We start from the raw sequence: 20594 nt of genomic DNA, 5'->3' as shown, positions 1-20594 counted from the left end.
CGTCGCCCGTGTCGGCCGCCCGTCCGAGCGCCTCGACGTTCGCCGCCCCCGAGCGCGCCAGCAGCCCGGCCGCCCCGACGAGCGCCTCCAGGCAGCCGGTGGACCCGCAGCCGCACACCGGTCCGCCCTCCGCCACCGGGAAGTGGCCGAACTCGCCCGCGCCGCCCCTGGCGCCCCGGTACACCCGGCCGTCGGCCACGATGGCGGCGCCGACGCCCCTGCCGATCGTGAGGACGAGGAAGTCGCGGTGGGTGCGGCCGCTGCCGTACAGGCGTTCTGCCGCCGCCAGGGCGTTGACGTCGTTCTCCACGAGCACCGGCAGGTCGAGGCGGCGGCGCAGCCGCTCGCCGACCGGCATGGCCTGCCAGCCGAGCGTGGGCGCGTTCACGGTGCCGACGGCCTGGTCCTCGACGCTGCCGGGCACGCCCACGCCGACGCCGAGCAGCGGCGGACCGGCCTCGGCGGCGGCCACGACCGAGGCGACCGCGTCGGCCAGCGCGTCGAGGCTGCCCACCGGCGCGGGGTCGTAGGGCAGTTCCCAGGAGCCGAGCACCCGGCCGTCGAGGCGGACGTCCACGATCACCAGGTGGTCGGCGGTGACCTTGACGCCGAGCGCGCGCCCGGCGCTGCCGACCAGCCCGAGCCGCTGGGCGGGCCGCCCGCCTCTGGAGGGGCGCAGGTCGAGCTCCTCCAGCATGCCGTGGCCCATCAGCTCGCGGGTGAGCTGCGTGACCGTGGCGGGGCTGAGGTCGAGTTCGCGCGCGATCTCCGTCCGGCTGAGCGGGCCGACGGTCCCGAGCAGCGCGAGGATCGCCGTCCTGGTGAGGTCGCCCCGGTCCGTGCCTGCCATGAGCCCACTTTCTTTGGAAGTAAAGTTAGTGCTGAAAAATATGAGGCCGGACCCGGCCCCTGTCAAGACCCGCACACGCGAAAGCCCCCGGCCGGGCGGACCCGGCCGGGGGCTTTCGCGGAGAACGGCTAGAAGCTCGCGCGGTTGCGCAGCGCGCGCCGCACCCCGTCCTCACCTTCGAGGATCATGCGCTCCAGCGCCTGCGGCACCTCGGTACCGGCCAGGTAGGCGCGCGTCGCGTCCACCGTCGCCTGCTCGATGAGCAGCGCCGGGTAGCACCCGACCGCGAACCCCTGCGCCGAGTCGAACGACCACTCGCCGTACAGGCGCTTCACCTCGGCGAAGTACCGCTCGCGGAACGGCACCAGCAGCTCGGGGTGGTGCGGGTCCTGGAAGCCGTTGATCGTCGCGCGGAACTGCGCGTTGGCCAGCTTGCCGCCCACGATCGCGGCCCAGGCCGCCTCCTTGCCCTCGGCGGTCGGGATCGCCGCCCGGCAACTGGCCGCCGACCGCTCACCGGTCGCGGTGGCGTCGCGCTCCAGCTCCGCGTCGATGTCGGCGGCGCCCAGCCGGCCGCCGGACACCAGCGCGTGGACGAGCGTCCAGCGCAGGTCGGTGTCGACGCTCAGCCCCTCCGGTACGGCGGAGCCGTCCAGGATGCCCTGCACGAAGTCGAGGTCGTCGCCGGAGACCGCCACCGCCGCCAGGGACTGCACGAACGCCAGCTGGTAGTCGGAGCCCGCCGCCGAGGAGCCGATGAGCTCACGCAGCGTCCTCGCCAGCAGCGCCAGGCCCTCCGGCCGCCAGGCCGGGTCGGCGTACTGCTGCACCGCCATCCGCGCCTGCCTGAGCACCGTCTGCAGGACCGTGAGGTCGGTGACCGTGCCCACGCCGGAGACGACCAGCTGGACGTAGTCGCGGGTGGACATCTCGCCGTCGCGGGTCATGTCCCACGCCGCCGACCAGCACAGCGCGCGCGGCAGCGACTCGGCGAACCGGGTGATGCCGCCCTCGACCAGCGTGCGCAGCGACCGCTCGTCCAGGCGGATCTTGGCATACGTCAGGTCGTCGTCGTTGATCAGCACCAGGTCGGGCTGCTCCTCGCCGACCAGCTCCGCCACGGCCGTACGGGCGCCGACGACGTCGAGCTCGACCCGCTTGACCCGCTTGAGCACCCCGTCGGAGGCGGAGTACAGGCCGATCGCCACCCGGTGGGAGCGCAGCGTCGGATAGTCGGCCGGAGCCTCCTGGAGCACCTCGAAGCTCGCGAAGCGCCCGTCCTCGCCGACCGTGAAGGACGGCCGCAGCGTGTTGACCCAGGAGGTCTCCAGCCACTCCTTCGACCACGACGACAGGTCGCGGCCCGAGGTGCGCTCAAGGGCCGCCAGCAGGTCCTTCAGCTCGGTGTTGCCCCAGGCGTGGTCCTTGAAGTAGTCGCGCACCCCGGCCAGGAAGTTCTCCAGCCCCACGTACGCGACGAGCTGCTTGAGCACCGAGGCGCCCTTGGCGTACGTGATGCCGTCGAAGTTGACCTCGACGGCCTGCATGTCGACGATGTCGGCGGCGATCGGGTGCGTCGAGGGCAGCTGGTCCTGGCGGTAGGCCCACGACTTCTCGACGTTGGCGAACGTGGTCCACGCGCCCTGGCCCCAGCGAGTGGCCTCGGCCTGGCACAGCACCGACATGTAGGTCGCGAACGACTCGTTCAGCCACAGGTCGTCCCACCAGCGCATGGTGACCAGGTCGCCGAACCACATGTGCGCCATCTCGTGCAGGATGGTCTCGGCGCGGCGCTCGACCAGCGCGTCCGTCACCCGGGAGCGGAAGACGTAGTCCTCCAGGAAGGTGACGCACCCGGCGTTCTCCATGGCCCCGGCGTTGAACTCGGGCACGAAGAGCTGGTCGTACTTCCCGAACGGGTAGCGGACGCCGAACACCCTGTGGAAGAAGTCGAAGCCCTGCCGGGTGACCTCCAGGATGTTGTCGGCGTCGAGGTGCTCGGCCAGCGACGCCCGGCAGTACAGGCCCAGCGGGATCCCGTCGTGCTCGGCGGTCACCTTGTGGTACGGCCCGGCCACCAGCGCCGTGATGTAGGTGGACATCACCGCCGTGGCGGGGAACTCCCACTTCCTGGCAGCCTGCACGCTCCCGTGCCTGCCGCCCTCCGGCGCCAGGTCGGCGACCGTGTCCGGGGCGGCGTTGGAGACGACCTCCCACCCGGCCGGTGCCAGCACGGTCAGCTTGAAGGTGGCCTTCAGGTCGGGCTGGTCGAAGCAGGCGTACATGCGGTGCGCGTCGGCCGTCTCGAACTGGCTGTGCAGGTAGACGTTCCGGTCGACCGGGTCGACGAAACGGTGCAGCCCCTCGCCGGTGTGGGTGTAGGCGCAGTCGGCGTCGACGCGCAGTTCGTTGTCCTCCGCCAGGCCGGTCAGCGGGAAGCGGCCCTTGTCGGCGTCGTAGGCCGAGACGTCCAGGTCGGTGCCGTTGAGCGTGACCTGGCGCACGCGGGCGCCGTGAAGGTCGACGAAGGTCGAGGCGCCGGGGCGAGCGGCGAACCTGATGGTCGTCACGCTCTCGAAGCGGTCTTCGCCTTCGGTCAGATCGAGCGCCACGTCGTACGACTCGACCTTGAGTAGCCGGGCGCGCTCGCGGGCCTCGTCCCGGGTCAGGTTGCCTGCCAAGTCTTTACTCCTCTACACCACTTCTTCGGGGCATGCGTTGAATGTTCCCATGGGGAATAGCCCAGCGTGCTCCCAGGTTATGGGCAGTCGTGGCTGACAAGACTCCCGTGGACCTATGGTTCGACCCTTTCTGCCCGTTCGCCTGGGTCACCTCGCGGTGGCTGGTCGAGGTGGAGAAGGTCCGTCCGGTCGAGATCCGATGGCACCTCATGAGCCTCAACGTCCTCAACGAGGACAAGGACATCCCCGACGAATACCGCCGCTTGATCGCCAGGGCGATCGAGCTGGTGCGCGTCATCGCCGCCGCCGACGACAAGTACGGTCACCACGTGGTGGGCGGCCTCTACACCGAGTTCGGCACCCGGCTGCACAACGAGCACGGCGACCGCAAGGGCGACGGCCTGCGGACCATCGCCGAGCGGTCCCTTGAGGCGCTCGGCCTCGACGTCTCGCTGGCCGACGCCATGGAGTCCACCGAGTTCGACGACGCCGTCCGCGCCTCCCACGACGAGGGCATCACCCTGGTCGGCGAGGAGGTGGGCACCCCGATCATCCGGGTCGGCGACAACGCCTACTTCGGCCCGGTGATCACCCGCGTCCCGCGTGGCGAGGACGCCGGGCGGCTGTGGGACGGCGTCCAGACCGTCACGGAGTTCGAGGACTTCTTCGAACTCAAGCGCACCCGCACCAAGCGCCCCGTCTTCGACTGACCCGCTCTTCCCGATAACCCCGGTGGGCACGGGCTTCCCAGCCGTACCCTGGGGGTCACGTTCGCCACGGTCTGTGCCGACCTCCTTCCACGATGGCCGGCGCGCGAGGATGGGGATATGCGGGAGAACTACATCGGTGGTCGCTGGACCGCCTCCGTGTCAGGCGCGAGCATCGACGTCGTCAACCCCGCCACCGAGGAGATCCTCGACCGGGTGCCCGAAGGCGCGCCCGACGACGTCGAGGCGGCGGTCAGAGCGGCCCGCGCGGCGCTGCCCGCCTGGTCGCGCACCACGCTGGCGGAGCGTGGCAAGATCCTCGCCTCGGCCGCCGAACTACTGACCGCGCGCGCCGACGACGTGGCCCGCACGATCGCCCTCGACGTCGGGGCGCCGTACCCCTTCGCCCACCGCACCCAGACCCTGGGACCCGTCAAGGTGCTGGAGTCGTTCGCCGAACTGGCCGTGACCCACCCGCGCGAGCGGCGGCTCGGCGACTGCCTGATCGTCAAGGAACCCGTCGGCGTCGTCGCCGCGATCACGCCGTGGAACTACCCGCTCCACCAGATCGTGTCCAAGATCGGCCCGGCGCTGGCCGCCGGGTGCACGGTCGTGCTCAAGCCGAGCGAGGTCGCCCCGCTGGCCGCCTACGCCCTGATCGAGGTCTTCCACGACGTCGGGCTGCCGCCCGGCGTCCTCAACCTGGTCAGCGGGCGCGGACCGGTGGTCGGCGAGGCACTGGTCACCCACCCCGACGTCGACATGGTCTCCTTCACCGGCTCGACGGCGGCCGGTCGCCGGGTGGCCTCGCTGGCGGCCGAGACCGTCAAGCGGGTCGCGCTCGAACTCGGCGGCAAGTCCGCCAACCTGATCCTGCCCAGCGCCGACCTCGACGTCGCGGTCGAGGCCGGCGTCGCCCACTGCTTCGTCAACTCCGGTCAGACCTGCTCCGCCTGGTCGCGCATGATCGTCCACCGCGACCAGTACGACGAGGCCGTCGCGCGGGCCGTCGCCGTCGCGCGCACCTACACCGTCGGCGACCCCATGGCGGAGGGCACCAGGCTCGGCCCGCTCGTGTCGGCCGCCCAGCGCGACCGCGTCGTCCGTTTCATCAACCGGGGCGAGGAGGAGGGCGCCAGGCTCCTCACCGGAGGCACCGAGCCGCCGCTGCCGCGCGGCTACTACGTCGAGCCCACCGTCTTCGCCGCCGTCGAGCCCGGCATGACGATCGAGCAGGAGGAGATCTTCGGCCCGGTCCTGTCGATCATCCCGTTCACCACCGTCGACCAGGCCGTCGCCATCGCCGAGGGCACCCGCTACGGCCTGGCCGGAGCGGTGTGGGCGGGCACCGACGAGGAGGCTCTCGCCGTGGCCCGCCGCCTGCGCACCGGGCAGGTCTCGGTCAACGGCGGCCGCTTCAACCTGCTGGCGCCGTTCGGCGGCCACAAGCAGTCGGGTCTCGGCCGCGAACTCGGCGAGCACGGCATGGACGAGTACCTTGAGCTGAAGACGATGAACCTGAGACGGGCTACGCCTTGAGCATGATCCGGCGGGCTTCCGAGCGGTCGAGAAGATCGAAGAACAGCTTGCCGTCGAGGTGCTGCGTCTCGTGCTGCAGGCAGCGCGCGAGCCCGCCGCGCGCCTTCAGCCGCAGCGGGCGCCCGAGCCGGTCGAACCCCTCGACGGTGACCCCGGCGGCCCTGGGCGTCTCGGCGTACTGCGGTCGCCCGGTGACCCGGTCGGGCACCGACAGGCAGCCCTCACCGTCGAGGACCGGCTCGGGGTCGTCCACGGTCAGCACCGGATTGACCACGTGTCCCTTGCGCCCGCTGATGTCGTAGACGAACAGCCGCCGAGGCACGCCGATCTGCGGGCCCGCCAGTCCGACCCCGGCGACGGAGTACATCGCCTCGAACATCTCGTCGATCAGCTTGCGCAACTCGCGGTCGAAGTCGGTCACCGGTTCGGCGGGGGTGCGCAGGACTGGGTCACCGAGCCTGCGGATCTCGCGCATGGATGCTCCGTAAGGGTTGAACGGGGTCTGCGGTCCTTACCTTAGTCGGTTCCGACATGGTGGGGGACCGCTGTGGAAGACTGAGCGGGTGCGTGTGTACATCGGTGCCGACCATGCCGGCTATGAGCTGAAGAACCATCTGGTGTCCTGGCTGAAGGAACACGGCCACGAGGTGATCGACTGCGGTCCCCAGATCTACGACGCGGAGGACGACTATCCCGTCTTCTGCCTGCGTGCCGCCGAGGGCGTCGCCGGCGACCCGGGCAGCCTGGGCATCGTCATCGGCGGCTCGGGCAACGGCGAGCAGATCGCCGCCAACAAGGTGCGCGGCATCCGCTGCGCGCTCGCCTGGAGTGAGGAGACCGCCCGGCTGGCGCGCGAGCACAACAACGCCAACGTGGTCGGCATCGGGGCGCGCATGCACTCCACCGAGGAGGCCACCCGCTTCGCCGAGGTGTTCCTGCAGACCTCCTTCTCCGGCGCCGAGCGCCACAGCCGCCGCATCGCGCAGCTGGCCGCCTACGAGACGATCGGCCAGCTCCCGCCGCTTCCCGAAGCCTGACCGCCCGCAGCGGGCCAGGGGCCGCCATGGCGCCCTGGCCCCCGAGTCGGCCTGAGGTCTTTACCGGGCGCTGGACCTTCGAGTCCGGAAGATCGTCAAGCGGGTGATACTGGGAGGCGTTCCGCCGTTTCCGTCAAGGAGATGAATGCGCCTCCGACTCGCCGCCGTCCCGGCGGTCCTGTTGTCTCTCGCGTTAGCCGCGCCGGCCCACGCCGCGCCGCCCGGCTCGCCTCCGGCGTACGAACTGGCCTCGCCGGACGAACCCGCCGCCGCCCACGTGCCCGCGCCCACGGCGCAGCGGATCCCGCCCACTCCCGCGCGGGTCGCCCAGCCGCTCACGCTCACCTCCGCCGAACTGTCCGTCGCGGTCGATCCCGGCTTCCCGCGCGTGCTCGGCTACACCGACCGGGCCTCCGGCGCCACACTGGGTGCCAGTACGGCAGTGCCGTCCGTGGTGCTGAACGGCTCCGCCCGCCCCACCGAGGTGACACTGACCGGCAGCGACACCGGCAGGGCCAGGTACCGGCTCACCTTCCCCTCCCTGCCCGGCGTCGAGATCGACGCGTCGATCGCCGTCAAGGGACGCGTCACCGCCTTCGCCGTCGAGGCCGTCCGCGACACCGAGGGCTTCCGGGTCGGCACGATCGACCTGCCCGGCCACGACCTCGTGTCGGTGAGTGGCGACCAGCAGGGCGCGGCCACCGCCTTCACCCGCCTCGACCCGAACTCCACGCGCACCGCCGACGTCTTCGCGCCCGTGACGGCCGCGACGGCGCCGGAGAACGAGCCGGTCGGCGCGACGTACGGCATCGTCAACACCGACCGGCTCGCCGCCGCCGTCGAGACCAACTCCGTCCACGACCGGCCCGCCGGCGTCACGGACAGGGACGCCGCCCGCCTGTGGCACCAGGCCAGGAAGGGCTCGGACGGCGTCGTCCGCGTGGGCGTGTGGAGCGGCCAGTGGACCCACCGCGCGGACGGTTCCCCGTTCACCGAGGAACTGCCCTGGGCCAAGGTCGTCGTCACGCCCGACGCCAACGGCGACGGCGCCGTCGACTGGCAGGACGGCGCCGTCGCCTTCCGGGGCATCGCCGTCAAGGCGCTCGGCGCCGACCGGACGAGCGAGCGCGTCGTGACGCACATCCCGTTCAACTTCAGCAGCCAGGCCACGCACCCGTTCCTGCGCACCCTCGACGACGTCAAGCGCATCTCCCTGGCCACCGACGGCCTCGGGCAGCTGGCCATGCTCAAGGGCTACCAGTCGGAGGGTCACGACTCGGCCCACCCCGACTACGGCGGCAACCACAACACCCGCGCGGGCGGGCTGAAGGACCTCAACACCCTGCTCAAGGCGGGCAAGAAGTGGAACGCCGACTTCGGCGTGCACGTCAACGCCACCGAGTCCTACCCCGAGGCCAGGTCGTTCAGCGAGACACTCGTCGACACCGGCACCTTGGGATGGAACTGGCTCGACCAGTCCTACCGTATCGACCAGCGCCGCGACCTCACGGCGGGCACGCTCGCTCAACGCTTCCGCCGGCTGCGCGGGGAGACGGACGGCAACCTGTCGGTCCTGTACGTCGACGTCTTCCGGCCCTTCGGCTGGGTCGCCGACCGTACCCTCGCCGAACTGCGCAAGCAGGGCTGGCAGGTGACCACGGAGTGGTCGGACAAGCTCGAACGCTCTTCGCTGTGGGCCCACTGGGCCAACGACCTCAACTACGGCGGAGTCACCAACAAGGGGCTCAACTCCCAGATCATCCGGTTCATCCGCAACCACGAGAAGGACGTCTGGAACTCCCACCCCGTCCTCGGCGCCGCCCGCATCGTCGAGTTCGAGGGCTGGACCGCGGAAAACGACTGGAACGGCTTCTACCGCAACATCTGGGAGCACAACCTGCCGGTGAAGTTCCTCCAGCGGCAGCCGATCACCCGGTGGGGCGCCGACGAGATCGTGTTCGAGAACGGCGTGCGCGGCACCTTCAAGAACGGCAGGCGCGAGCTGTTCTCCGGCGGGCGCAAGGTGCTCGACGGCGGCACCTACCTGCTGCCCTGGGACGGCAAGCTGTACCACTACAACCCGGCGGGCGGCCAGAGCACGTGGGAGGCCGACCGGCCGCTCACCCTGTACCGGCTGACGCCGCAGGGCCGCGTCGCGGCGGGCACCCTCACCCCCGTGGACGGCCGCGTCACCATCACCGCCGAGCCCGGCGTCCCGTACGTCCTGTACCCGAAGGCCGCGCCGCAGCAGCCCGACCCCGCCTGGGGCGAGGGCAGCGGCCTGCGCGACCCCGGCTTCAACGGCGACGGCGCCTGGAACACCACCGGACCCGTCGCCATGCGCGTCGACGCGCTCGGCCACCGCCACGCCGAACTCGGCGGCGGCGAGGCGGCCTCGCTGGAGCAGCGGGTCACCGGCCTGCGGCCGGGCCAGACGTACGCGGCGGAGGCGTTCGTCGAGATCGAGCCCGGCGCGACCCGCGAGACCACACTGGAGATCGGCGGCCAGAGCGTACGGCTGAACCGTTCGACGGCCAAGAACCACATCGCCTCCGACGAGAAGCGCGACACCTACTTCCAGCGCGTCAGAGTGCGCTTCACCGCCCCCGACGGCCCCGCCACCCTGCGGATCGCCGCCCAGAGCGGTGCGGGCGCGGTGCGCGTGGACGACGTCCGCGTGGTGAGGACGAACGGCGACCACGCCGGCTTCGAGGCGCCGGAGGCGGGCTGGGGGCCGTTCGTGAAGGGCGGCGCCGGCGGCACCTACGACGCCCGCACCCACCTGGCGGAGCGGCACGAGCCGTACACGCAGAAGGGGTGGAAGGGCAAGCTCGTCGACGACGTGCTCACCGGCGACTGGTCGCTGAAGGCGCACGAGGAACGGCAGGGGCTCGTCTACCGCACGGTGCCCCACACCGTGCGCTTCGAGCCCGGCCGCGCCTACGAGGTGTCCTTCTCCTACCAGAACGCGCTCGATGACACCTACACCTGGGTCACCGGCTTCGACAGGGGTGCGGAAACCGCTGAGATCCGCCACACGCTGTTGCCCGAGCGGCGCTCGACCGCCCGTTTCACCGAACGGGTCCTCGGCGGGTGCGGCGACATGTGGGTGGGGCTGTACTCCCTGCGTGACGAGGCGGCGGGCGCGGACGTCGTGCTCGACGACTTCGCCGTCAAGGACCTCGGCCCGACCGCCGACCAGCCCGCCTGCGCGACCCTGTCGGTCGGGGCGGCGGCGCCGCCGTGGGTGGAGCAGGGTGTGGCCAACGACGTCACCACGGTCTTCACCAACCTGGAGCACGCCCCGGCCGCCGTCACGATGACGCTCACCGCGCCGCAGGGCTGGATCGTCGAGGGTCAGGGTGGTGGCGACGTCGCCCCCGGCGCCGCTCTCACGACCGGCTGGAAGGTCACCCCGCCTGCGGGAATCCCGCACGGCCGCCACGAGTTGAAGGCCGTCGCCGCCTACGGCGAGCGGCGCGCCGAGACGGTGGTCGTCTTCCAGACGCTGCCGCCACCGCCCACCGCCGACGCCTTCGCCTCGGACCTGCGGTGGATCGCCGGCGACAACGGGTGGGGGCCGATCGAACGCGACCTGTCCAACGGCGACCGGGCAGAAGGCGACGGCCGCCCGCTCACCATCGGCGGACGCGTCTTCGCCAAGGGCCTCGGCACCCACGCGCCCGCCCGGATCCGCTACTACCTGGGCGGCCGGTGCACCGCGTTCACCGCGTTCGTCGGAGTGGACGACTCGCAGGCCACGCCGCGCGGCTCGGTCCAGTTCACGGTGGTGGCCGACGGCGTGACCAAGGCCCAGACACCGGTGCTGCGCGGGCCGGACCCGGCCCACGAACTGAGCGCCGACCTCACCGGCGCACGCTACGTGGACCTCGTCGTCGGCAACGGCGGCGACGGCATCGGCAACGACCACGCCGACTGGGGCGAGGCCCGTTTCCGCTGCTCCTGACGGCCGTCAGGTGGGGCGGGGGGCCGATCCCGGTGTCCCGCCCCACTTTCCCGACCTGCGCCTCGGCTCGCGCCGGGGCGTCTCGTCGCGCAGCGGCTGGCGGTCGGCCGAGTCCTGGTCCTCCGGTGACGGCCGTGACACGTCACGGGCGCGCATCGCGACCAGCGGGGTGATCTGCAGGTGTTGCAGTGCCATGCCCAGACTGTACGTCAGAAGACCAGGCCCGCCCACGGCTTCGGGCTCCACGCCATGGCCGTCGCCAGCTCCCGCACGGCACCGGCGCGGTGCTCGTTGAGCAGCCCGGCCCCGAGCATCGTCGCGAACTGGCCGTCGCCCAGGTAGGCCGAGCCCAGTGCCGCGACCGGCAGCGTCACGTCCGGCTCGTCCTCGCTCGGCTTGCACGTCGCCCCCGAGGCGTCGCCGCTCAGCCGCCACCGCCCGGCGTTCCACGGGCAGTACTCGTCCAGCACCTCCACGACCACGTCCACCGGCGCGGCGTACGAGCGCAGCTCCAGCGCCTTCTGCACGTCCACCAGCCGCACCCAGAGGTCGTCACTGATCGAGGCGCGCAACTGCCTGGCGTCGGCCAGCAGCGCCACCAGCGGATCGTCCACCGGCCGCCCCGCGTGCACCTTCGCGACCAGGTCGCGGTCGAGCACGCCGCGCCACAGCAGCGCGTACGCCGCCGGGTCCAGCGCCTCGACCTCATTGACGTGCAACTCGTTGGCGGCGATGCCGTCGTCGTCCCACTTGGCGTTGATCCGGAACGTGGCGTAGCCGCGCACGCCGTCGTCGTCCTCGGCGACGAGGCAGCGCAGCGTGCCCTTGCCCTGCTGGGCGAACTCCTCGTCGATCAGGAGGGAGTCCCAGAGCGACTTGTTGCGCGCGTAGCGGCCGGGCCGCCGCGTGGCCACCTCGGCGAACACCCGCTCCAGATCCGCTCGCACGTCGGCGGGCGTGGTGACCCGCAGCCGCAGGCCCGGGTCGGTGGGCGCGCCGGGGACGAAGGCGGAGCCGGGCCGGTTGACCGTGACGCGGATCTCCGAAGCCGCCCGCCCGTAGCCGTACCGCCCGTAGATCACCGATTCGGAGGCGTACAGGGCGGCGACCGCCTCGCCGCGCTCGCGGATGTCGGCGAGCTGACGGCGCATCAGCGACGTCAGGATGCCGCGCCGCCGGTGCGAGGGGAGCACGGAGACGGCGGTGACGCCCGCGACCGGGATCGCCGCGCCGGGGACGGTCATGGTGAAACTGTCGATCCCCGTGGTGCCGACCATCAGGTCGCCGTCGAAGGCTGCCAGCGTGCGGTCGAACTCGGTGCGTGACTTGTAGATCTCGGCGAGGGGAGGGGGTGGGGTGGCGCCGAACGCCTCCGACGTGACCGTCAGCATCGCGGGCCACTCGGATTCACCAATCGGACGAATAGGGAACGTCATCCGTCCACCGTATGAGCGGACAAACGTGCTCGGCCACCCAATATGCATGCGTAATGATCAAGGGCTTGGTCAAGTGGGCTGCCCAAACAGGTACGAGACCGATACAGTCATGCGCATCATGAGTTCCCGTCCGGCGCCGCTGATCCCGCCACGGCTCCGCTCGCTCCTTGTGCGGGTGCCGGGGCTGGTACGCGTCGTCAGATTCGTGCGCAGAGGGCCGCTGGCCCGCGACCGCAATCTGACGATCACCCTCAGCGCGCTCACCCTACTGGTCGGGATCCTCGCCGCCAAGGTGTCCACCGAGTGGTTCTCGCCGTCGCTGCTGATCCTCATCATGCTCGTCGGCGGGCTGCACCTGCGGCTGCGCAGTCTCGCCGTGCTGCTGGTCGCCGTCGTGCTGGCGCTCGGCTACTTCGCGCTCACCCTCGGCGTCGGCCAGGTCGGGCTCGGCCTCACCGTCACGATCGGCTTCACCGCCGTGCTCGCCGTGCTCATGGCACGTACCAGGGGCAAGCTCGGCGTGCAGGGCCTGCGCGGCGACGCCATGCTGCTGGAACTGCGCGACCGCCTCAAGAGCCAGGGCGAGCTGCCGCAACTGCCCAAGGACTGGGGCGGCAAGGTCGTGCTCAAACAGGCGGGCGGCTCGTCCTTCGGCGGCGACTTCCTGGTCTCCATGCGCGACGGCGACAACCTGGAGATCGCGCTCGTCGACGTCTCGGGCAAGGGCGTCGACGCGGGCACCCGGGCGCTGCTGCTGTCGGGCACGTTCGGCGGGCTGCTCGGCTCCGTCGACGACTTCCTGCCCGCGTGCAACGCCTACCTCCACCGCCAGCGCGGAGACGAAGGCTTCGTCACCGCCGTCCACGTGCGCATCGACCTGTCCACCGGCGCCTACACGATCACCTCGGCCGGGCACCCGCCCGTGGTCAAGCTCGACGCGGGCACCGGCAACTGGCAGGTCGCCTCCGCCAAGGGTGTCGTCCTCGGCGTCGTCCCCGACCTGCACTGCGAGCCCGACAGCGGGGTGCTGCGCAAGGGCGACGCCCTTCTCCTCTACACCGACGGGCTGATCGAGCAGCCCGGCCGCGACATCGACGCCGGGCTCGACAAGCTGCTCGGCGAGGCCGAACGACTGCTGCCGTCGGGGTTCCGCGACGGCGCGCGGGCGCTGGTCAACTCGCTGGCCTCCGGCCACAACGACGACTGCGCGCTGGTCCTCATCTGGCGACCGTGACGTTCCACATGGGTCGCCCTGTGTGATGGGTCATGTGCACATGGTGTACGAGGTCACTGGTCGCGCTCAGGCCCGGCTGCGATCCTGTTGCCATGGGGGTTGAGCAACAGGCTCGGCCTCGAGGGAGTGGGAACCACTAGACCCCGGGTTCCGGCAGAGCGGCGCGGTTCCGCCGGGACCCGGGCTCGCCCGGACCCGTCAGAGCCACCCCGAATCGCTGGCGATGCGCACCGCGTCCAGGCGGTTGCGCGCACCCGTCTTGCACATGATCCGCGACATGTGGTTGCGGACCGTTCCCACCGACAGGAACAACTGGTCGGCGATCTCCGTCGAACGGGCGCCCCCCGCTGCGATGCGCAGCACGTCCATCTCCCGCCTGGTGAGCGGATTGGCCACCGCCTCCAGCGCCGCCACCGCCAGCTCCGAGTCGACCGCCCGCCGTCCCGCCGCCATCTCCCGCAGGCCCTCCGCCAGCCGCTCCGGCGCCACCGTCAGGCTCATGAACCCCGCCGCGTGCGCCGCGAACGCCCCGCGCACCTGCGCCGGGTTCGGATGGGCGGACAGGATCAGCACCCGGCACCCGGGCGCCGTCTCACGCAGGCCGCCCGCCGCCGCCAGGCCGCCGCCCGGCAGATCGAGATCGATCACCGCCGTGTCCGGGGCGTGCGCCAGGCCCGCCGGAGCGACGTCCGCGCCGGTGCCGACCTCGGCGACGACCGACAGATCGGCCTCCGACTCCAGGGAGGAAACCAGGCCCCGCCGTACGAGCGGCAGGTGTTCGGCAACGAGGATGCGGATCAACGTGGTCCCTCCGACATGTCCCAGAGTGATCGCAAGGTTGCGCACTGTCAACGCAGTCTGTCGATTCGGTAAAGGCTTCGCAAGCCGTTCAGGTGCGGGGACTTCGACTACTCTGGAAAGGTCGTGTCCGTCCGTCTGCCTGGAGCGCGCCCACATGACCTGGCTCACCATCGCGGGGATAGTGCTGTTCCTGCTCGGGTTGGCGGCCTCCATCGCCCTCCACGAGTTGGGCCACCTGGTTCCCGCCAAGTTGTTCGGCGTGCGGGTGACGCAGTACATGGTGGGATTCGGGCCGACGATGTGGTCCAGGCGCAAGGGCGAGACCGAGTACGGCGTCAAGTGGATCCCCATGGGCGGGTACATCCGCATGATCGGGATGCTGCCGCCGCGCGCCGGTGACGAGCCGGGGCGGCTGCGCCGTACCTCCACCGGGCCCTTCCAGGGCCTCGTCGACTCCGCCCGCGACCTCGCCCAGGAAGAGGTACGCCCGGGCGACGAGGACCGCGTCTTCTACCGCAAGAAGTGGTGGCAGAAGGTCATCGTCATGTCCGGCGGCCCGCTGATGAACCTCGCGCTGGCCTTCGTGCTCTTCGCCATCCTGCTGATGAGCGTCGGCCTCATCGAGCTCAAGCCGGTCGTCTCCCCGCTGACCTCCACCTGCGTCATCCCCGCCGCGGAGAAGCGCACCGACTGCCGTCCCAGCGACCCGCTGACCCCGGCGAAGGAGGCCGGAATGAAGGTCGGCGACGAGATCGTCGCCTTCAACGGCACGAAGATCACCGGGTGGGACGACGTCTCCAAGCGGATCCGCACCCACGGCGCGGGCACGGTGCAACTCGGCATCGTCAGGGACGGCCGGCCGATGACGCTCGACGTCAACCTGATCGCCCAGGATCGCCCCAGCCCCGAGGACCCCAAGGTCATCGTGAAGAACGCCGGCTTCCTCGGCGTCCAAGCCACCCAGGTCTACGAGCAGCAGAGTCTCGGCCAGGTCGCCGGGTACATGGTCGACCTCACCGGCCGGGTCGCCGCCAGCATGCTCGACCTGCCGCAGAAGATGGTCGGCGTCTGGCAGGCCGCCTTCTCCGGAGAGGAACGCGACCGTCAGGGCCCCGTCGGCATCATCGGCGCCGGGCGTATGGGCGGCGAGATCCTGTCCTCCTCGGTGCTCGACGGGGAGGAGAAGTTCTGGGGGTTCCTCAATCTGCTGGCCGGGTTCAACCTGGCGATCGGCGTGTTCAACCTGATCCCGCTGCTGCCGCTCGACGGCGGGCACATCGCGGGCGGCCTGTGGGAGGGGCTCAAGCGCGGGTACGCCCGCGTGCTGCGCCGGCCCGAGCCCCGGCACGTGGACATCGCCAAGGTGCTGCCCCTGACGTACGTGCTGGCCTTCGTCATGATCATCATGGCGGGCCTGCTCGCCTACGCCGACCTGGTCAACCCGATCCGCCTGTCCGGCTGATCCGCTACTCGCCCGTCGCCCCGTCGATCCGCTCGCGCAGCAGGTCGGCGTGGCCGTTGTGGCGGGCGTACTCCTCGATCAGGTGCAGGTAGATCCACCGCAGCGACACCTGCCTCGGCTCGCGCTTGCGCTCGAACACCGCCTCCAGCGACACCCCTGCGGCGGCCTTCTTCGCGGCCGCCACCTCCGCCCGCCACACCGCGAACGCGCCCGCCCGGTCGTCGCCCTCGACCCGGTCGAAGTCGGCGTCCGGCTCGGCCTCCGAGCAGTAGACGAACGGCAGGTCGCGCTCGCCGCCCACCCGGATCCTGAACCAGCCGCGCTCCACCTCGGACAGGTGGCGGACCAGGCCCAGCAGGGACATCGACGACGGCGGCGCCGCGCGGCGGCGCAACTCCTCGTCGCTCAGCCCCTCGCACTTCTCGACCAGGGTCTCCCGGTGGTAGTCGAGGAAGGCTTCGAGGCTCTCCCGCTCACCGGCGGTGCCCCGAGGTTCGATACGCACGGCACCGATTATGGGCCACGCCAAGGACGGGATCGCCTTCGCCCGGTGTGCGCGCACCCGGCCGACCCGCAACCCGGCGCCGTCGATCGCGTAGACGGCCCCGCACAACGACCGGACCGAGTCGATCTGGACCGGCCCCGGCAGAACGCGGCACGCGGCGTCCGGGCCGTCGGCGAAGAACACCTCGACCAGCGGGACGTGCCCACTGCCCGGACACCACAGTTCCCCGATGGACATGACGGACGACGGGGCAGTGCTGGAGGGACGTCGGATGCTGGCCGAAGGGCGAGCGCTCGACGCCGTCATGGCGGTCGTGAGAAGCGATGCCGGCGTTCTTCGCCAACTGGTCCGGCTGCGGGCCATCACCGGCCTCGGCCTGCTCGACGCGCAGAGGCCGGTGTTCCGCGACAGCGCTCTCGATCACATCGGCCTGCGGGAGATCGGCCTGATCCTCAGCTTCCCGGCACTGACCGGCGAGCACGCGTCCGTGATCCGAAACTGGTACTCCGACGCCGTCCTCGACGGCGAGCCGTGGCTGACGGTGGCCCCCGCGTCCCATGCTCCCGAGTCGGCCATGTACTACTGGCGGCGCGACAAGCCGGGGCCGAAGGAATGGCCCGGGTACGGCAGCTACTCCACCACCGACCGGTTCCGCACCGGTTTCACCGGACTTCGCGCCGAGCTGCGAGCCGTCCCCGCCGATCCGCCGAGACTCGCCGTGGTGGCCGACACCGCCAAGCTGTTCACCTGCCGGTTCGCCATCTGACCCCCGGGCCTGGGCGGGCGCGTCGAAAAGCCGAGCTGGTCGGGGCGACAGGATTTGAACCTGCGACTTCCTGCTCCCAAAGCAGGCGCGCTACCAAGCTGCGCCACGCCCCGCGACGTCGAGTACGCAAGCATTCCGGGACTCCGGTACGCTTACGCCCTGACGACCGGATGAAGTCTAGACCAGACTTCGACCGGCTCGCGCGGACGTAGCTCAATGGTAGAGCCCTAGTCTTCCAAACTAGCTACGCGGGTTCGATTCCCGTCGTCCGCTCCAGAGCGTGAAAGGCCAGGTCAGCCCGTAACTGACCTGGCCTTTCGCATCTCACTGGATTTCTCGTCACACCACGAACCCGACGGGAACCTCGGCGTCGACGGCGCGGATCACCGGCTCTGCGCTTTCCGGGCCCGACACGCCGTACAACTCGATGAGGTCGAGGTCCGCCGCCATCTCACCGGCCAGCCGTACGGCGCCGGCGAGATCGGGGACCGTGGCGAGCGTCGTGGTGCCGCCGTCGGGCCGGGTGAGCAGCACCTGCTCGGGCGCGGCGCCCTCGTGCACGATGAGGAACACCTCCGCCAGCACCTCGCCGGCCTCGTACCGCGCCTTGTAGTCCGCCACGCTCGTCAGCGACTCGAACCCGTAGTAGATGCCGTTGACCCGCACCCGGTCCTTCAGACGCGCGTTCACCGGCCCGTGCCACAGTGCGCCGATCGCGCCGCACAGCGTGATCTCGTCGACGCCCTCGTCCGCCAGTCGCGCGGCCAGTTCGAGCGCCTCCGCCGGCTCCCCGACCGCGCGGACGCGGGTGCGGCCGTGCTCGTTCTCGACGGTCAGCAGGTCGGTGGCCGGGTCGGCGTCGACCGTCTCGTAGATGATCACGTGGTCCATGACTTTCCTCTCCTCGTCAGTGATCCAAGTCTGCTACCTCAACCAAACTTCAGGTCAAGGATCCGATTTCGTTGACTGCATTCCGTGATTGAGAGAACACTGTGTGTCAATAGAGATCGTCGTCTCGAAGGGATCCCCGGTGAAGATCTTCTCCGGTCTGTACGGCGCGGCCGTGTGCCTCGGCCTGCTCGCCGCCTCAACGCCCGCCCACGCGGACAAGGCCCTGCCCGCCTACGCCTGCGCCATCACGAGCGCGCACGCCGACGGCACGCTGACCGGAACGCGGTGCGAGGCCAAGAACGGCGCGCCCGCGACCGGCCGCATCACCAAGACCTTCGCCGTCTGGTCGCCGCTCACCGTCCTGTACACCTGCACCGGCGGCCGTGCCTACACGCCCGACCGCATCACCGCCACCGGCTGCACCCGCCTGCTGTGAGCGGGCCGGCCCTGCCCGCGACGGCTGCGGGCAGGGCACCTCGTGAACTTGCCTTGGGGCACCCGGTCGCATACTCGGATCCATGACCGATTTCGGATACTTCCTGGTGCCCAACGCCGACGATCCGCTGCTTGAGTACGCCCGGCTCGCCGACCGGCTGGGGCTGGACCTGCTCGGCGTGCAGGACCATCCGTACCAGCGCAAGTACGTGGACACCTGGACCCTGCTCAGCGTCGTCGCCGCGACGACCGAGCGCATCCGGGTCTTCCCCGACGTCGCCTGCCTGCCGCTGCGGCCGCCCGCCGTGCTCGCCAAGGCCGCCGCCACCCTGGACCTGCTGAGCGGGGGACGGGTGGAGCTCGGCCTGGGCGCGGGCGCGTTCTGGGACGCCATCGACGCCTACGGCGGCTCCCGCCGTACGCCCAAGGAGGCCCTGGGGGCTCTGGAGGAGGCCGTCGCGGTCATCAGGGCCATCTGGGGAGCCGAGCGCACCCAACGCATGGAGGGCGAGCACTACCACCTGCGGGGCGCCCAGGCGGGACCTGAGCCCGCGCACCCGATCGGCATCTGGCTCGGCGTGCGGGGCCCCAAGGCGCTGGCGCTGACCGGCCGGGTGGCGGACGGCTGGCTGCCGTCGTCGACCTGGGCGCCCCCGGAGCGGCTGCCCGAGCTCAACGCGCGCATCGACGAGGCCGCCCACGCGGTCGGGCGCAGGCGGGCCGACGTGCGCCGGGTGTACAACGTCCAGGGCGTCATCACCGGCGGCGCCTCCACGGGCTTCCTCCAGGGCCCGCCCGACCAGTGGGTGGACGAGCTGACCGACCTCGCGGTCGGCTACGGGATGGACGGGTTCATCCTCTGGCCGGACGGGGACCAGAAGGAGCAGCTGACATTGTTCGCGGAGCAGGTCGTTCCGGAAGTAAGGCGGCTGGCGGCTCTGGAACGCGGGGCCTGAAGCCCCCAGACTGGGCACTGTGATTCCCAGTAACTGGTACAACATCATTCCCGACCTGCCCTCCCCGCCCCCGCCGCCGCTGCATCCGGCGACGATGCAGCCGATTGGTCCGGATGATCTGGCGCCTTTGTTCCCGATGGAGCTGATCGCGCAGGAGGTGAGCACCGAGCGGTTCATCCCGATCCCGCAGGAGGTGCTCGACGTCTACCGGATGTGGCGGCCGACGCCGCTGTACCGCGCGCACCGGCTGGAGAAGTCGCTCGGGACACCCGCCCGCATCTACTACAAGTACGAGGGCGTCTCCCCGGCGGGCTCGCACAAGCCCAACACCGCCGTGCCGCAGGCGTACTACAACGCCAAGGCGGGTGTCAGGAAGCTGACCACCGAGACCGGCGCAGGGCAGTGGGGCTCGTCGCTCGCGTTCGCGTGCGCCCAGTTCGGGCTGGAGTGCGAGGTCTGGATGGTCCGGGCCTCCTACGACCAGAAGCCGTACCGCCGCTCGCTCATGCGCGTGTACGGCGCCACCGTCCACGCCAGCCCGTCGCCGGTGACGGGTGCGGGCACCAAGATCCTGGCCGAGGACCCCGGCTCCACGGGCAGTCTCGGCATCGCGATCAGCGAGGCCGTGGAGGTCGCGGCCGCCGCCGAGGACACGAGATACGCCCTCGGCTCGGTGCTCAACCACGTGCTCATGCACCAGACGGTCATCGGCGAGGAGGCCCTCAAGCAGCTGCCCGAGATGCCCGACCTGGTCATCGGCTGCACCGGCGGCGGCTCCAACTTCGCCGGCCTGGCCTTCCCGTTCCTGCGCGAGTCGTCGAAGACCAAGCTGCGCGCCGTCGAGCCGGAGGCGTGCCCGTCCTTCACCCGGGGCCGCTACGCCTACGACTACGGCGACACGGCCGGGTTCACGCCGCTGATGAAGATGCACACGCTCGGCCACGACTTCGTGCCCGATCCGATCCACGCGGGCGGCCTGCGCTACCACGGCATGTCGCCGCTGCTGTCGCACATGTACGAACTGGGCATGTTCGAGGCGGTGGCGCGCTCGCAGCGCGAGTGCTTCGAGGCGGGCGTGCACTTCGCCCGCACCGAGGGCATCGTCCCCGCCCCCGAGCCCACGCACGCGCTGGCGGAGACCATCGCGGAGGCGCTGCGCTGCAAGGAGACCGGCGAGGAGAAGGTGATCTTGACCGCATTGTGCGGACACGCCCACTTCGACCTCGCGGCCTACGACAGGTACCTGTCCGGCGAGATGCAGGACTTCGCCCTGCCGCAGGAGCGGATCGACCAGGCTCTGGACGGTCTCCCGGGTTAGTTTGGATGC

18 protein-coding genes and 2 tRNA genes are annotated in these 20594 nt (G+C 70.9%); 11 read left to right on the top strand and 9 right to left on the bottom strand.

What is annotated here, in order from left to right:
- The coding region (locus ABD120_RS03920) for an ROK family protein (protein WP_343948282.1) at positions 1-850 on the bottom strand (850 nt) is incomplete at its 3' end.
- Between the two features lie 128 nt (positions 851-978).
- The gene (gene pepN / locus ABD120_RS03915) at positions 979-3531 is read right to left on the bottom strand and encodes an aminopeptidase N (protein WP_343948281.1); all 2553 of its coding nucleotides are present in this window, start codon (positions 3529-3531) and stop codon (positions 979-981) included.
- Positions 3532-3620: 89 nt separating this feature from the next.
- Between pepN and ABD120_RS03910 the strand changes: the two genes are divergently transcribed.
- Together ABD120_RS03910 and ABD120_RS03905 are read left to right on the top strand one after the other, a co-directional pair.
- A complete protein-coding gene (locus ABD120_RS03910; protein WP_343948280.1) occupies positions 3621-4241 on the top strand; it encodes a mycothiol-dependent nitroreductase Rv2466c family protein in 621 nt (206 codons plus the stop codon).
- A 117-nt stretch (positions 4242-4358) separates the two neighbouring features.
- Positions 4359-5777: an aldehyde dehydrogenase family protein gene (locus ABD120_RS03905; RefSeq protein WP_343948279.1), complete on the top strand. Its 1419-nt coding sequence runs from the start codon at positions 4359-4361 to the stop codon at positions 5775-5777.
- On the opposite strand, the gene def is transcribed toward ABD120_RS03905, so the two are convergent.
- On the bottom strand, positions 5767-6252 hold the full coding sequence (gene def, locus ABD120_RS03900) for a peptide deformylase (protein WP_343948278.1): 486 nt from the start codon (positions 6250-6252) through the stop codon (positions 5767-5769). The two genes, ABD120_RS03905 and def, sit on opposite strands and share 11 nt — an antisense overlap.
- A gap of 88 nt (positions 6253-6340) precedes the next feature.
- On the opposite strand from def, the gene ABD120_RS03895 reads away from it, so the two are divergent.
- Together ABD120_RS03895 and ABD120_RS03890 are read left to right on the top strand one after the other, a co-directional pair.
- Positions 6341-6814, top strand: a complete 474-nt coding sequence (locus ABD120_RS03895; protein ID WP_343948277.1) for a ribose-5-phosphate isomerase — start codon at positions 6341-6343, stop codon at positions 6812-6814.
- A gap of 145 nt (positions 6815-6959) precedes the next feature.
- Positions 6960-10781, top strand: coding sequence for an endo-alpha-N-acetylgalactosaminidase family protein (locus tag ABD120_RS03890; protein WP_343948276.1), 3822 nt, complete (start codon positions 6960-6962; stop codon positions 10779-10781).
- Between the two features lie 6 nt (positions 10782-10787).
- On the opposite strand, the gene ABD120_RS03885 is transcribed toward ABD120_RS03890, so the two are convergent.
- Both ABD120_RS03885 and ABD120_RS03880 read right to left on the bottom strand, forming a co-directional pair.
- Positions 10788-10976, bottom strand: coding sequence for a hypothetical protein (locus tag ABD120_RS03885; protein ID WP_343948275.1), 189 nt, complete (start codon positions 10974-10976; stop codon positions 10788-10790).
- Between the two features lie 14 nt (positions 10977-10990).
- Positions 10991-12217 carry a GNAT family N-acetyltransferase gene (locus ABD120_RS03880; RefSeq protein WP_343948274.1) on the bottom strand — a complete coding sequence of 409 codons (1227 nt, stop codon included), beginning with the start codon at positions 12215-12217 and terminating at the stop codon, positions 10991-10993.
- A 118-nt stretch (positions 12218-12335) separates the two neighbouring features.
- On the opposite strand from ABD120_RS03880, the gene ABD120_RS03875 reads away from it, so the two are divergent.
- A complete protein-coding gene (locus ABD120_RS03875) occupies positions 12336-13451 on the top strand; it encodes a PP2C family protein-serine/threonine phosphatase (RefSeq protein WP_343948273.1) in 1116 nt (371 codons plus the stop codon).
- A gap of 198 nt (positions 13452-13649) precedes the next feature.
- Here the strand turns inward: ABD120_RS03875 and ABD120_RS03870 are convergent, their stop codons facing one another.
- Entirely contained in the window at positions 13650-14252 is a 603-nt protein-coding gene (locus tag ABD120_RS03870) for a response regulator transcription factor (protein ID WP_343948272.1), read from the bottom strand.
- Between the two features lie 154 nt (positions 14253-14406).
- On the opposite strand from ABD120_RS03870, the gene ABD120_RS03865 reads away from it, so the two are divergent.
- Positions 14407-15714, top strand: a complete 1308-nt coding sequence (locus tag ABD120_RS03865; protein WP_343948271.1) for a M50 family metallopeptidase — start codon at positions 14407-14409, stop codon at positions 15712-15714.
- A gap of 4 nt (positions 15715-15718) precedes the next feature.
- Here ABD120_RS03865 and ABD120_RS03860 read toward each other — a convergent pair whose 3' ends face one another.
- Positions 15719-16456, bottom strand: coding sequence for a DinB family protein (locus tag ABD120_RS03860; RefSeq protein ID WP_343948270.1), 738 nt, complete (start codon positions 16454-16456; stop codon positions 15719-15721).
- On the opposite strand from ABD120_RS03860, the gene ABD120_RS03855 reads away from it, so the two are divergent.
- Positions 16449-16985, top strand: a complete 537-nt coding sequence (locus ABD120_RS03855) for a hypothetical protein (RefSeq protein WP_343948269.1) — start codon at positions 16449-16451, stop codon at positions 16983-16985. The genes ABD120_RS03860 and ABD120_RS03855 overlap by 8 nt on opposite strands.
- A 36-nt stretch (positions 16986-17021) precedes the next feature.
- Here ABD120_RS03855 and ABD120_RS03850 read toward each other — a convergent pair.
- Positions 17022-17098, bottom strand: a tRNA-Pro gene (locus tag ABD120_RS03850).
- An 89-nt stretch (positions 17099-17187) separates the two neighbouring features.
- Between ABD120_RS03850 and ABD120_RS03845 the strand changes: the two genes are divergently transcribed.
- Positions 17188-17261: transfer RNA gene (locus ABD120_RS03845), tRNA-Gly, on the top strand.
- 63 nt (positions 17262-17324) lie between these two features.
- Here ABD120_RS03845 and ABD120_RS03840 read toward each other — a convergent pair.
- Complete coding sequence (locus tag ABD120_RS03840) at positions 17325-17876, bottom strand: DUF6506 family protein (protein ID WP_343948268.1); 552 nt, start codon at positions 17874-17876, stop codon at positions 17325-17327.
- Between the two features lie 139 nt (positions 17877-18015).
- On the opposite strand from ABD120_RS03840, the gene ABD120_RS03835 reads away from it, so the two are divergent.
- The 3 genes from ABD120_RS03835 (at position 18016) to ABD120_RS03825 (ending at position 20585) form a co-directional block, all read left to right on the top strand.
- Positions 18016-18312 carry a hypothetical protein gene (locus tag ABD120_RS03835; protein WP_343948267.1) on the top strand — a complete coding sequence of 99 codons (297 nt, stop codon included), beginning with the start codon at positions 18016-18018 and terminating at the stop codon, positions 18310-18312.
- A gap of 82 nt (positions 18313-18394) precedes the next feature.
- Positions 18395-19267: an LLM class flavin-dependent oxidoreductase gene (locus ABD120_RS03830; protein WP_343948266.1), complete on the top strand. Its 873-nt coding sequence runs from the start codon at positions 18395-18397 to the stop codon at positions 19265-19267.
- A gap of 19 nt (positions 19268-19286) precedes the next feature.
- Positions 19287-20585, top strand: a complete 1299-nt coding sequence (locus tag ABD120_RS03825) for a TrpB-like pyridoxal phosphate-dependent enzyme (RefSeq protein ID WP_343948265.1) — start codon at positions 19287-19289, stop codon at positions 20583-20585.
- The last annotated feature ends 9 nt before the right edge of the window (positions 20586-20594 follow it).

The organism is Nonomuraea longicatena (assembly GCF_039525605.1).
Taxonomy (GTDB): Bacteria; Actinomycetota; Actinomycetes; order Streptosporangiales; family Streptosporangiaceae; genus Nonomuraea; species Nonomuraea longicatena.
The sequence above is the reverse complement of the archived record's forward strand: the minus strand, read 5'-3'. Positions and strand labels throughout refer to the sequence as shown.